The 12,668-nt window shown below is 67.9% G+C and carries 9 protein-coding genes; 2 read left to right on the plus strand and 7 right to left on the minus strand.

The window, feature by feature from the left end; translation table 11 throughout:
- Positions 1-24: 24 nt before the first annotated feature.
- The 3 genes from AT699_RS18005 to trpB all read right to left on the minus strand — a co-directional run bounded on the left by AT699_RS18005 (position 25) and on the right by trpB (position 4,641).
- Positions 25-2,460, minus strand: coding sequence for a DNA internalization-related competence protein ComEC/Rec2 (locus AT699_RS18005; protein WP_024069375.1), 2,436 nt, complete (start codon positions 2,458-2,460; stop codon positions 25-27).
- A 184-nt stretch (positions 2,461-2,644) separates the two neighbouring features.
- Complete coding sequence (gene trpA, locus AT699_RS18010) at positions 2,645-3,436, minus strand: tryptophan synthase subunit alpha (RefSeq protein WP_024069376.1); 792 nt, start codon at positions 3,434-3,436, stop codon at positions 2,645-2,647.
- A complete protein-coding gene (gene trpB, locus AT699_RS18015; protein WP_024069377.1) occupies positions 3,433-4,641 on the minus strand; it encodes a tryptophan synthase subunit beta in 1,209 nt (402 codons plus the stop codon). Before trpB ends, trpA begins: the two co-directional genes overlap by 4 nt.
- Before the next feature lie 105 nt (positions 4,642-4,746).
- Between trpB and AT699_RS18020 the strand changes: the two genes are divergently transcribed.
- Entirely contained in the window at positions 4,747-5,622 is an 876-nt protein-coding gene (locus tag AT699_RS18020) for a LysR substrate-binding domain-containing protein (RefSeq protein WP_054447799.1), read from the plus strand.
- A 329-nt stretch (positions 5,623-5,951) separates the two neighbouring features.
- A complete protein-coding gene (locus tag AT699_RS32100) occupies positions 5,952-7,511 on the plus strand; it encodes a flagellin N-terminal helical domain-containing protein (RefSeq protein ID WP_024069379.1) in 1,560 nt (519 codons plus the stop codon).
- Positions 7,512-7,568: 57 nt separating this feature from the next.
- Here AT699_RS32100 and dld read toward each other — a convergent pair whose 3' ends face one another.
- The 4 genes from dld to AT699_RS18045 all read right to left on the minus strand — a co-directional run bounded on the left by dld (position 7,569) and on the right by AT699_RS18045 (position 12,667).
- Positions 7,569-9,260 (minus strand): D-lactate dehydrogenase, encoded by a 1,692-nt coding sequence (gene dld, locus AT699_RS18030; protein ID WP_024069380.1) that lies wholly within the window; start codon positions 9,258-9,260, stop codon positions 7,569-7,571.
- 80 nt (positions 9,261-9,340) lie between these two features.
- Positions 9,341-10,306 carry a Bug family tripartite tricarboxylate transporter substrate binding protein gene (locus tag AT699_RS18035; protein ID WP_024069381.1) on the minus strand — a complete coding sequence of 322 codons (966 nt, stop codon included), beginning with the start codon at positions 10,304-10,306 and terminating at the stop codon, positions 9,341-9,343.
- A gap of 33 nt (positions 10,307-10,339) precedes the next feature.
- On the minus strand, positions 10,340-11,089 hold the full coding sequence (locus AT699_RS18040; protein WP_024069382.1) for a sulfite exporter TauE/SafE family protein: 750 nt from the start codon (positions 11,087-11,089) through the stop codon (positions 10,340-10,342).
- Positions 11,090-11,209: 120 nt separating this feature from the next.
- Positions 11,210-12,667 carry a sulfatase-like hydrolase/transferase gene (locus AT699_RS18045; protein WP_024069383.1) on the minus strand — a complete coding sequence of 486 codons (1,458 nt, stop codon included), beginning with the start codon at positions 12,665-12,667 and terminating at the stop codon, positions 11,210-11,212.
- Position 12,668 lies beyond the last annotated feature (1 nt).

Raw genomic sequence — 12,668 nt, forward strand, 5'->3', positions numbered from 1 at the left:
GCGCCCCAGTCGGGCGGCGCCGCCTCAGCGTCCGTGCCAATAGCGCCGGTGGCGCGCCCGCTGGGCCCATACATCGAGGCCGCCGGCGCGCGATTCGGCCATCACCGCGCCGTCGCGATCGCTGCGCCAGAACGCCGCGCCGGCGCGGAGCCAGCGCCGCTCCACCGCCGGCGCCGGATGCCCGAAGCGATTCAGGTAGCCGCTCTGCGCAATCGCATGGCCGGCCCGCGCCGCCGCCACCAGCTCGCGCCCGGACGACCACGCCGAGCCATGGTGCGGCGCCAGCACGATATTGGTGGGCGGCAGCCCAAGGGCGGCCAACTCGCGCTCCTGGGCGACGCCGATATCGCCCGTCAACAGCAGGGAATGATGGGCGCCCCCGACTCGCAGCACGCAGCTGTTGGCGTTGCGGTCGCCACCGGCGACCGGCGCGCCCGCCGCGGGATGCAGAAACGTGAAGGTCACGCCATCGGCCTGCCAACTGTCGCCGCGCTCGCAACGCAACATCCGCGCCGGCGTCCTGCCGTCCGCCCCGGCGCCGTCCTGCCCGGGCCACAGGCGCGCGTCGCGCCGCAGCCATGCCGCCACATCGAACGACGCATAGCTACGCGCCACCGGCACCGCCGCCAGCACCGAACGCGTCCCGCCCACGTGGTCCAGGTCGGCGTGCGACAGCACCAGCACGTCCAGCCGGCCGATGCCGCGCGCCTGCAATTGCGGCGCGATCACCCGCTCGCCGGCGTCGCCTCCGCCGAAATGGCGCGGGCCGGCATCGAACAGCAGGGCCTGCGTCGCGGTCTCGACCAGGATCGCGCTGCCCTGCCCGACGTCCAATGCGCTCATGCGCCACTCGCCTGGCGCGGGCCGCTCCGGCCGCCAGCACAACAGCGGCAGCATGCACAGCCATCCCAGGCGCCGGGCGGGCCAGCCCGGCGCCTGCAACGCCCACGCCATGCCCGCCAGCGCCCACGCCAGCCATGGCCAGGGCGCCGCCGCCACCGTGAAGCTGGCCCACTCGGCGTTGCCCACCCACGCCACCACCGTCATTGCCAGCTCGAATACCCGCGCCCCCGCCTGCCCAGCGACGGCGGCGGCCCCCGCCATCGCCGGGGTCACCGACAGCAGCGCGCACAACAGGGCCAATGGCGTCACCAGGAAAGTCACCGCCGGAATCGCCACCGCATTGGCCAGCGGCGATCCCAGCGATACCTGGTGTACCAGGAAGGCGAGCAGCGGCGTCAATCCCAGCGTCACGGTCAGTTGCAGCCGCGTGGCCTGCGCCAGGGCCGCGCCGCAGCGTTGCCGCCAGCCGGCGTCGGCATCGCGCGGCGCCTGCGCAACGCGCAACAGAATCGCCACCGCGCCGAACGACAGCCAGAATCCCGCCGCCATCGGCGCCCAGGGATCCAGCAGCGTCACCGCCGCTGCGGCGAACGCCAGCACCCGCCCCGCCGATACCCGCAAGCGCGACCACGCGGCCGCCAGCGCCACCGACAGCATGAAGAAGGTGCGGCGCGACGGCACGCCCCACCCCGCCAACAGGCAATACAGCAGGCCCACCGCCGCCGCCGCGACGCCGCCGGCGATGCGCGCCGGAACCCGTTCGGCCAGGCCGCAGCCGCGCCACCGCGCGCGCCGCCAGGCCGCCGCCACCAGCCACGCCGCCAGCCCGGCGATCGATGTCACATGCATGCCGCTGATCGACACCAGGTGAGTGATACCGCTGCGATTGAAAATGCGCCAGTCCTCGCGCGACACCCCCGCCTGGTCGCCGATTGCCAGCGCGATCAGCACCGGCGCGTAGCGGTGCCCGCCCAACGCGCGCCGCATGCCTTCGCGAACCTGATGACGGGCCCGTTCGATGGCGACGCCGGCCGAGGCCCAGGGCTGGTCATCGAGCAGGCGCGGCTGGCCGCGCACCGTGCCGGTGGCCCGCAAGCCGCGCGCGAAGAGCCGCGCCTCGCCATCGGCCGCCTCGGGATTGAGCGGCGCATGCGGCCGGCGCAGCACCAGCGCCATGCGCCACACCTGTCCCGGCACCACCTGCGGCAGCGCCGGCGGCGCGGTCCGCGCCCCTTCCTGCCGGCCCGCCTGCGGCGCCAGCCACGAGACCAGGATGCGCCGGGGAACGCCGGGCAGGCCCGGCCCCGCCTGCTCGGCCGTGAAGCGCACCCCGCGCGCGTCGGCGTCGGGCAGTTCGGCCACGCGCAGCACCAGTCGCGCCACCGCGTCCTGGTGTTCGTCGGCAAGCGCGTCATCCAGGCGCCATTGCGCCCGCACCATGGCATTGAGCGCCCCGGCCAGCAGCCCCGCCGCCAAAACCGCCAGCACGCCCGCGGCGCCCTTGCGCCAACGGCGGGCCACCCACGCCAACAGCAGGCAGGCCGCGCCCGCAACCAGGCGCAACGCCGTGCCCGGCAACACCGCCAGGCTTTGCACCGCCCCGGCGCCCGCCACCATGGCCAGGCAGAATATGCGCCCTTTGATATCCGTCTCCCAAGAAACGGATCAGCGTAGGACGCGCCGCCCCGCCGGGGATGGGCCAGTGAACGGATTTGCCCACCTCGGCGGACCGCGGGGCGCGGCGCTCGCAATGAGGAACGCCAGGGCGCCGCGCGCAAGCCAGGCGCGGGATCGCCGCGGTTTAGCGCCCCGCCCTGGCGGCGGCGGCCAGCGACCGGACTTCGGCCAGCGCCGCGGGCACGCCGGAGGACGCCAGCACTTCGACCAGCCGCGTGCCGACGGCGACGAGATCGGCATGGCGCCCCACCGCCCGCACCTGGTCGGCCGTCCGCACGCCGAAGCCGGCGGCGATGGGCAGCCGCGTTCGCGCCCGGAGCCGCGCCAGCGAAGCGGCGATGACTTCGTCGGCGGGCAGCGCGGCTCCCGTGGTTCCCGCCAGCATGACGTGGTATACGAAGCCGCCGGCGCCGGCCAGCACCCGCTCCAGGCGGTCGTCCGGCGTCGTTGGCGCGGTCATCCTGATGATGGCGATGCCGTGCCGCCGCGCCAGCCGTTCGATGCCGGCGGCATGCTCGGGCGACAAATCCACCACGATCAGGCCATCGACGCCGGCCCAGGCCGCGTCGGCCATGAAGCTGGCCGCTTCATAGCGCATCAATGGGTTCAGGTAGCCCATCAGCACGACTGGCGTGTGGGCGTCTTCCTCGCGGAAGGCGGCGACCAGGTCGAGGGTGCGCCGCAGCGTCTGCCCCGCCTTCAGCGCGCGCGCGTTGGCCCGTTGCAGCACCGGGCCGTCGGCGATCGGGTCGCTGAACGGCATGCCCAACTCGATCACGTCTGCGCCCGCCGCAGGCAGCGCTCGCAGCAAGGCCAGGCAGTCGTCGTAGCAGGGATCGCCGGCCGTGAAGTAGGCCGCCAGGCCCGGCCGGCCGGCGGCGCGCAGGTCCGCCAAGGTTCGTTCAAGCCGGTTCATCGCGCTTCCCCCGTGAATTGCAGCACCGAATCCATATCCTTGTCGCCGCGCCCGCTCAGGCACACCACCAGCGTCTGGTCGCGCGCCATGCGCGGCGCGAGCTTGCGGGCGTAGGCCAGGGCGTGCGCGCTTTCCAGCGCGGGGATGATGCCCTGCCGCCGCGTCAGCCAGACGAATGCGTCGACCGCCTCGGCATCGGTGATCGACTCGTAGATGACGCGCCCGGTATCGTGCAGCAACGCGTGTTCGGGGCCAACGCCCGGATAATCCAGGCCCGCCGAAATCGAGTGGGCATTCCGGATCTGGCCATCCGCATCCTGCAGGAAATAGCTGCGGCAGCCATGCAGGACGCCGGGCGCCCCCTCGCCGATGCTGGCCGCGTGCTCGGCGGTCTCGGTGCCGCGTCCGCCCGCCTCGACCCCGAACAGCCGCACGCCGGCATCGTTCAGGAACGGATGGAAAAAGCCGATGGCGTTGGAGCCCCCGCCGACGCAGGCCACCATCGCGTCCGGCAGCCGCCCCGTCTTCTCGATGATCTGCGCCCGCGTTTCCTCGCCGATCACCTTCTGCAATTCGCGCACAAGCCAGGGATAGGGATGGGGGCCGGCGCCGGTCCCCAGCAGGTAGTAGGTGTCGTCCGGATGGGCGATCCAGTCGCGGATGGCGGCATTCATCGCGTCCTTCAAGGTGGCGCTGCCGTCCCGCACCGGACGCACCTGGGCGCCCAGCATCTTCATGCGCGCCACGTTGGAGGATTGGCGCGCCACGTCGACGGCGCCCATGTAGACCACGCATTCCAGGCCGTACAACGCGCACACCGTGGCCGTGGCGACCCCGTGCTGCCCCGCGCCGGTCTCGGCGATGATGCGGCGCTTGCCCATGCGCCGCGCCAGCAGCGCCTGACCCAGGCAATTGTTGATCTTGTGGGCGCCCGTGTGGTTCAGGTCTTCGCGTTTGAGGAACAGGCGGGCGCCGCCCAGCTCGTCGCTGATCGCCGCGGCATACAGCAGCGGGCTCGGGCGGCCCACGTAGTCCGCCAGCATGGCGCGGTACTCGGCCCAGAACCCGGGTTCCGCCCGGACGGCGCGATAGGTGCGTTCAAGCGCGTCCAGCGCCGGCGCCAGCGTCTCGGGCATGTAGCGGCCGCCGTAGCCGCCGAACTGCCCCGACGCGTCGGGAAACTCTGGATGTAAGGTAAAAGACATGGCTTCAGCCCTTCGGAAACATGGGCACCATGGTATCCAGGGAAATTGGCGGAATAAATCATAGATTTCTTGCGCACCGATGTCAGATTTTCTAATATCGACAGCATGCGTAACCTGCCCCCGATGAACTCGCTGCGTTTTTTCGACAGCGCCGCCCGGCACCTGAACCTGTCGCTGGCGGCGCAGGAATTGGGCGTGTCGCACAGCGCGGTCAGCCAGCAGATCCGGCAGCTCGAAACCTGGCTGGGCCGCAAGCTGTTCGACCGTCACTCGGAGGGCGTGCGGCTTACCGCGGCGGGCCAGGACCTGCACCGCGCCAGCCTGCCGGCCTTCGACATGCTGGAACAACGCCTGGCCGAACTGCTAGGCCGATCGGCGTCGCCAGAGGTGGTGATCGGCGCGCCGGCGAGCCTGTTGTCGAACTGGATCATCCCCAGGCTGGAGCATTTCGAGCGCGACCATCCCGACGTCCAGGTCCGGCTGCAAACCGCCACGGACATTGGCCTGCTGGAGCGGCGCGTGGTCGACGTGCTGATCGTGGCCGACGCGCACCAGTCGCCGGCCATCCAGGCGCTGCCCTTGTTCCGGGAGGCCATCGGCCCGGTCTGCACGCCCGATCTTGCCCGCCGCATCCGCCAGCCCGCCGACGTGGCGGGCGCGCCCCTGCTGCACACCGCCTCGCGCCCCGCCATCTGGGAACACTGGGCGCAGGCCCGCGGCCTGACGCTCGACACGCGCCAACCCAGGCGCCAGTTCGACCAGCTCGGCCACATGCTCGAAGCCGCGGCGGCCGGCCTGGGCATCGGCATGGCGCCCAGGGAACTGGCGCAGGCCGACATCCGCGCGGGCCGGCTGGCCGCGCCCCTCGGGTTCCAGGAAACCGGTGGTCGGTTCAGCCTTTACGCCCGCGCCGATGCCGGGCAGATCGTGGACGACATCAAGCGCTGGCTGACAACGGAAGCGCAATCCAACGCGTCCTGACCGCTGGCCCGCCGCGTCGGACCGATCCGGGATTTGTCTTCGCAGCGAGACGACCGGCGGATGATTGGCTTAGCATTTTCGGAATGATCTATTCCAGATTGGATAAGCCAACCCGCGTCCTGGCGGCCCGTGGCGGGTCACCGCAAGCTGGCCGCGTGCCATCATCAACCCCGTCTCGGCCATCGCGTTGATCCGTCGCACATGTCGCCGTCCACGGCGACACGACAACGGCGCGAATCGCCCCCCGCCATTCCGTCCGCAACAACATGCACGCCGTGCCCGCTGCAGCCGCGGCATGGCCCTGTCGCAACCTTGCATTGGAGAACCTCATGCCCTCGATCCGAAACCAGGCCCTGTCACTACGGGCGCGTACCAACCTGGGCAAATCGGAATCCGCGCAGGGTGTCGCCATGGAACGCCTGTCGTCCGGCCTGCGCATCAACCACGCCGCGGATGACGCCGCCGGCGAATCGATCGCCGGCCATTTCACCGCCCAACTCCGTGGGCAGCACCAGGCGGCGCGCAACGCCAACGACGGCATTTCGCTGGCGCAGACCATCGAAGGCGCGCTGGGTGAAATGGGCCGCAGCCTGCAACGCATCCGCGAATTGGCGGTCCAGTCGCAGAACGGCACCCTCTCGCTCGACGACCTTCAGGCCATCCAGGCCGAGATCGACCAGCACCTGGCTGAAATCGAGCGCATTTCCCACCAGACACGCTTCAACAACCTCGATGTGCTGGCGCAGGATGTCGACATCCCGCTCCAGATCGGCGTCAACGACGGCGACACCATCGACATCAATACCAGGCGGGTCGATACGAAGACCCTGGAACTGGACCGGATCGACGTGGTGCACGATCCGCGCCTGGGCGGCGCGGTGGACAGGACGGTGATCGACACCGAACCCGATCCCGCGCCCACCGCCCCGCCGCCGGCCGTCGCGCCGCCACCCGCGATCGTGCCACCGACCACCACCACCGCCACCTTGAACATGCGGTCAGGCTCCACGACACTCACGATGTTCCAGGCCTTCATGATTCGGTATGACTTCAATGGCGCGACCTACTACAACGCGCAGGTGCATGATTTCCCCACCCCCGGCGCCAACGTCAATTACCGGGTAACGCCCCTGCCCGCCGCCACAGGGGGCGTTCTCGATATCGACGTCACGACCTTGCCCGTGCTGGACGTGACGACACTGAGCGCGGCAGAGGTTGCGGCCATCGCGGTGGGCACTGCCTCCCTGCCAGGCGGCACGATCACTGTCCCCGCCACGCCGCCGGTCACCCCGCCCGTCGCCCCGCCCGTGGCGCCCACGCCGCCGGCCCCGGCTCCCGCCGCCCCGCTCCCCGCCGACGGCGTCAAGAAAGACACGCCCATCAGGCTGTTCGACTTTCTCCAGAGCCTCGCGCCGGTGCCCACGGCCCGCGATGGCCGGCCCCTGTTCGACCAGGACAGCAAGGTGCATTACCTGACCGACGCCAGCGGCAACGCCAACGGCGAATACGTCGTCAGCGGCAGCGACGGCAATTTCTACGACATCAGCATTTCGTCCACCGGCGAGGTGTCATTCAAGCCGAAAGACGCGCCGCCCACCGTCAACCTCAAGGTCGCGCCCATGAAGCGGGTGAGCAACGCCCTGGGCCAGGTGGACAGCCTGCGCGGCGAACTGGGCGCGATGCAGAACCGCCTGGGTTCGGTCATCACCAACCTCAACCACACCGCCGGCATCCTCAGCCAGGCCCGCAGCCGCATCGAGGACGCGGACTACGCGGTGGAGACCTCCAACCTGACCCGCCAGCAGATCCTGCAGCAGGCCAGCAAGGTGGCGTTGACCCAGGCCAACCAGCTGGCGCAGAACGTGTTGGCGTTGTTGAAGGAAGATTGACGCGCCGTCGGCAACGACCAGCGCGCGTGCAGCACTAGGGTGAGGGACTTCGGCGCCTCACAACCAGTTCTTGCGCTTTGAAAGCTGTCCGACCCCCGGATTGAATTGATTGCACGGATCCAGGGCCCGATAGAAATTTCGGAGCTCCGGGCCGGCGCGATACAGATGTCCAACGTTGTGTTCGGCGGGATATTGCGCGCCACGGGCGTCCAGCAGCTTCCACATACGGTGTTCCAGTTCCAGGCAGTCCACGCCCTTTCTCGCGATGTAGTCCTGGTGGAAGACATGGCAGAGAAAGTGCCCGTAATAGAGCTTGGCCACCATGGCGGTCTCCATTTCCGCGGGAAGGACTTCCAGCCAGTCCCGGTCATTGCGCTTCAAGGCAATATCGAGCGCGACGATGTCCTGCACCGCGTCCGGATGCATGGCGCGGTAGCGGACGGCGGCCCCCGCCGCCGCGAATCGCAGCAGGAAAGCCGAAGCGCCCTCTTGCGGGGTGCACAGGAAATACGCGCCGCTGGCCTTCTTGAAATAGGAATCCAGGAAAACCTGAAGCGGCTCCTTCAACTTTCTCGACACCTTGATCATCAGATAGTGCTCATACCGGGCGCGAAAGTCGCGCAGGCGGGCGGGCAGGTGATCGCCACAGCGTCCGCTGAAGAACTGCAATAGCCGGTCGCTCATGTTCCTGGGAAGGAACGAGAATCTCGCGCAGAAATTGTCCACGCGTGCCTTCAATGCGAAAAAGGTCGGAAGCCTTGCGGTGCCCAGCCTGCGGATGGCCAGGAAGGTGTCCTTGCCGTAGACGTCGGCGATATCGAACGCGTCCCTGTGCATGTATTCCCCTGCAATGGGCAATGCCGGCAGGGCCGTCAAAAGGTATCGTCGAATATCCGTCAGTTCCGAGGGATCGTTCGTCCCGATATAGAAAACGTCGGTCTGTGTCTCCGCCGGAAACGTGTCCAGGCGCACGGCAAAGAGAATCAGTTTTCCGGCGCTCCCTGAAGCCTCGTACAACCGTTTCGGGTCCGCGTTGAATCGCGCCGGCGAGTCCGCGTCGACGTCGCGCACGTGCCGTGCATAATCCTGGTCGGACCCTCGCCCACCGTCGCGGATGTCATCGGGACGATAGGTCCCGTCGTCCAGACGCCGCAGGATCTCCTCCGGGGTTTCGCCCAACGAGATGCCCAAGTGGTTGACCAGGGATAGCTTGCCGTCCTGCCCCAATTGCGCGAACACGGCCATTTCGGTAAAGGCGGGACCTCGCTGAACCAACGATCCACCGGAATTATTGCAAATCCCGCCGAACACCGAAGCGCCAATGCATGAGGACCCGATGACCGAGTGTGGTTCGCGTCCCAGCGGTTTGAGCGCCTTCTCCAGCTGATCCAAGGTTGCGCCGGGAAAGCAGATCACCTGGCGCCCATCGCGGATCAGCTGTATTTTCTTCATGCGCAACGTGCTGATGATCACGATCTCCCGATCGTAGTCATTGCCATCCGGGGTGGAACCCCCGGTCAACCCGGTATTGGCCGCCTGCATGATCACGATCTTGTCATGCGCCACGCAAGCCTGGACCAGGCGCCATTGCTCCAGCAGGCTACCCGGGCGCGCGACCGCGATCGCCGATCCGAAGCCGAAGCGGAACCCTGTCCGAAACCGTTGCGTATGCTGCGGGTCGGTCAAGACATGGGCGGTGCCTACAATGCCACGCAATTCGTCAAGCAGGCGCTGGTTATCGGGATTCATGCAGGTCCTTGGTAAGAAACTGTGGGAACGGGAAATCATGGCCATCGCGCCATCGGTGACGACGCAAGGGGCACGCGCGGTCATTCACTGATCATCCCGGCCTTGTCGCGCACCGTTTGGTAGCGAGAGCGCTCTTGCGCCAGGAACTGAACAAATGCGTCCTGCTCCAGCACGACGGCACGCCAGCCGGCTTCCTGCAATCGTTGACGGACCGCTTCGTCCTGGACCGCGCTTTCGAATGCGGCGCTCATTTTCCTTCCGATCCCGGGAGGCAATTGAGCGGGGCCGAAGAGCCCGAGCCAGTTGGTGAATTGGTAGCCAGCCATCGACGGCAGCTCCGAGATGGCGGGCACGTCAGCGAACAGCGGCGAACGATTCGCGGATGTAACCGCCAGCAGGGTCAGTTTGCCGGTCTTGATGTGCGCTACCAGCGGGGGCAAGCCCGTGATGACGAAGTCGATCTGGCCTCCGAGAACGTCGTTGACCGCTGGCGCGGCGCCCTTGTACGGCACGTGTTGCCAATTCACGCCGGCAATCGATTGCATCGCGGCGCCGGCGAAATGCATCGTACTGCCACTGCCCGGCGTGCCATAGTTGAATTTGACACCTTGCTTTTGTGAACTGGCAACCAATTCACCTAGCGACTTCGGACCGCGCTCGGGATGCGCCACGATTCCCAAAGGCGTGTCGCCCACGAACGCGATTGGCGTCAAGTCCTTTTCCGGATCATAGGGCAAGGGCTTTCCGGCGATGGGGGTAACCAGGACTTCCGCCGGCGACGACAGCAGAAACGTGTAGCCGTCTGGCTCGGCACGCACAACGGCCTGGGCGCCGATCGCGCCCGAAGCGCCCGCGCGGTTTTCCACGACGACCTGCCGTCCCAGGATCCTGGAAATGGCGGCACCATAGATGCGGGCGGCGGTATCGACCCCTCCGCCGGCGGGATACGGCACGATCAAAGTGACGGGACGTTGCGGCCAGGGATTGGCCTGGGCGCCCGCGCCGAAAAGCGCAAAACAGGAAACGAGAATGGCAGTTCGAAGCATGATGTCTCCAAGTCAGGCCGTCACGGGCCTGCGTCACAGGAAGGCGCGGGCTGACGAGACCAGCAAGGCCGCGCCGGATAGCGTCAACAACATCAGGACGACGCGGCGGAACGTTTCGTCGCACAAGCGGGCGTACAGGCGCGCGCCCAGCCAGGTCGACACCATGACGACGGGCAGCAACGCCCCGAACCAGGGCAGCATGGCCGCCGACACGGTCGACGACACGACATAGCACGTCATCGTGAACGACAGGATCAGCAGGTTGAATCCCTGGATCAGATTGCGCTGCACGTCGCGGGGATAGTGGCGCAGGGTGCACCACAAAGCGGGCGCGAGTCCCGTGAGGCCCGCCAGGCTGCCCAGTATCCCGCCGCACAGGCCGGCGATGCCCTCTCCCAGGCAACCACGGCTGTCCAGCTCGATCTTGCGGCGCGACAGCAGCATGAACGAACACCAGGCGACCAGCACGATTCCCAGCAGCAGCTTGAAAACGGCGGGATCCAGCAGGGGCAGCAAGGCAAGGCCGATCGGCACGCCCAGCGCCCCGCCCGCCAGGAACGGCAACAATAGTTTCCAAGGGAACGCCTGGCGCACCGATAAGGCGCCGGTCACCTGGCCGACGAGCGCGCCGAACACCGTCAACACCGCGGCCAGGCTGGGCTCCAGCACCCAGGCCCAGATCGCCATCGACACCATGCTGAAAGCGAAACCCGACAAGCCCTGTACGAAGCCCGCGACGGCCGCGCCGCCCAGGGTGAACCACAACATCGGCCCGAAGAGCATATGCTGTCCCAAATGGAATCGAAGGAAGATAAGGCCAGGACCTGTTCAGGCTGAAAGAAGCCTCGCACAAGCCCTGATGCCCGCCGTGGTGCCCGCGCGAGGCGCGGCCGCCGTGCCGCCTCAGTCGAACGCCAAGGCCGAACCGGGCACCGGCGTGAAGCCGAGATCGCCACGGGCGATCACCGCTTCGCGGCCGCCGTTCTCGCGCAGCAGCGCCTGCTGGCGCGCCTTGGCCTGACGGTCGACGGCCTGCGGATCGCAGATCAGGTACAGCTGCTGGCGGCAGGCTTGCAGGGCATCGGCGTGGCGCGGGTCGGCGGCCAGGTCCTGGAGCTCTTCGGGGTCGGCTTCCAGGTCGAACAACTGCGCGGGATAGCCGGCGTATTCGATGTACTTGTACTTGCCGTGGCGGATCATGAAGGCGCCGGTGGTCGAGCCCATGCCGTGGTATTCCACCAGCACGTTGCGCCGCGGCGTCTCGCCACGGGCGATGTCGAACAGCGAATGGCCGGGATAGCCTTCGCGCAAGGCCGGCTCGGTGTTGCCGACGGCGTCCAGCACCGTGGGATAGGCGTCGATATGCGTGACGGGCACGTCGACCACCCGCCCGCGCGGAATGTCGTCGCCGGCCATGATCAGCGGCACGCCCGCGGTTTCCTCGAACATGGTCGACTTGCCCCACAGGCCGCGCGCGCCCAGGTTGTCGCCATGGTCGGAGGTGTACATCACGCGGGTGTCATCGGCCAGGCCGGCGTCTTCCAGCGCGTTGAGGATCTTGCCGATGTTCTCGTCCAGGAACGAGCACAGGCCGTAGTAGCCGGCGACGGCGCGCTTGACCGCGTCGCCCTCGAAATAGTCGTCGTAGTTGAAGCTGTTGCGGTAGTCCACCAGATAGGGGTGGTCCGGCCGCTCGCGCCTGTCGTACAGCTTGGGCAGCGGCAGGTTATGGTTGAAGTAGCGGTAGTAGTGTTCCGGCGGCGCGGTCAGGGGGAAATGCGGCGCCACCAGCGAGACGAACAGCACCCAGGGCTTGTCCGATTCGCGCCGGGCCGCCTCGCGCAGCCAGATCTGGGCGCGGGCCGTGATCTCACGGTCGTAGAAGGTGTATGAGCTTTCGCCGGGCCCCGCGAAATGGGCCATCTTGTAGGCGCCCTTGCGCACCGGCAGTTCGCTGCGGACCAGCCCCATCAGGTCGCCCTTGCCCTCGATGATGTGCATGGGAATGATCTCTTCCGAGAACCCGTGGTCCTCGCCGGGCTGGCGGAAATGGAGCTTGCCAATGGAAACCACGTCGTGATCGCGTTCGCGCAAGCGATGATGCCAGCTGGGCACCGCGCCATCGTAGGCGTCGGCGTTGTCCCAGTAGCCGATCTGATGAATGTACTTGCCCACCGCGAACGAGGCCCGGGCGGGAATGCACACCGGGCTGGCGCAATAGGCCGAGCGGAACAGCGTGCCGCGCGCGGCCAGGGCATCGAGGTTCGGGGTCTGGACGATCTCGCTGCCATAGCAGCCCAGGGCCTTGGGCGAGTGTTCGTCGGACATGATGATCAACAGGTTCTTCGGTTTCACGGTCATG

Source organism: Achromobacter xylosoxidans, from assembly GCF_001457475.1.
In the GTDB taxonomy this organism is placed as follows: domain Bacteria; phylum Pseudomonadota; class Gammaproteobacteria; order Burkholderiales; family Burkholderiaceae_B; genus Achromobacter; species Achromobacter xylosoxidans.

Bases quoted from the DNA above. Each gene is read 5' to 3' on its own strand.
- AT699_RS18005 (WP_024069375.1), bottom strand. From the start codon at position 2,460: ATGGTGGCGGGCGCCGGGGCGGTGCAAAGCCTGGCGGTGTTGCCGGGC.
- trpA (WP_024069376.1), bottom strand. From the start codon at position 3,436: ATGAACCGGCTTGAACGAACCTTGGCGGACCTGCGCGCCGCCGGCCGG.
- trpB (WP_024069377.1), bottom strand. From the start codon at position 4,641: ATGTCTTTTACCTTACATCCAGAGTTTCCCGACGCGTCGGGGCAGTTC.
- AT699_RS18020 (WP_054447799.1), top strand. From the start codon at position 4,747: ATGCGTAACCTGCCCCCGATGAACTCGCTGCGTTTTTTCGACAGCGCC.
- AT699_RS32100 (WP_024069379.1), top strand. From the start codon at position 5,952: ATGCCCTCGATCCGAAACCAGGCCCTGTCACTACGGGCGCGTACCAAC.
- dld (WP_024069380.1), bottom strand. From the start codon at position 9,260: ATGAATCCCGATAACCAGCGCCTGCTTGACGAATTGCGTGGCATTGTA.
- AT699_RS18035 (WP_024069381.1), bottom strand. From the start codon at position 10,306: ATGCTTCGAACTGCCATTCTCGTTTCCTGTTTTGCGCTTTTCGGCGCG.
- AT699_RS18040 (WP_024069382.1), bottom strand. From the start codon at position 11,089: ATGCTCTTCGGGCCGATGTTGTGGTTCACCCTGGGCGGCGCGGCCGTC.
- AT699_RS18045 (WP_024069383.1), bottom strand. From the start codon at position 12,667: ATGACCGTGAAACCGAAGAACCTGTTGATCATCATGTCCGACGAACAC.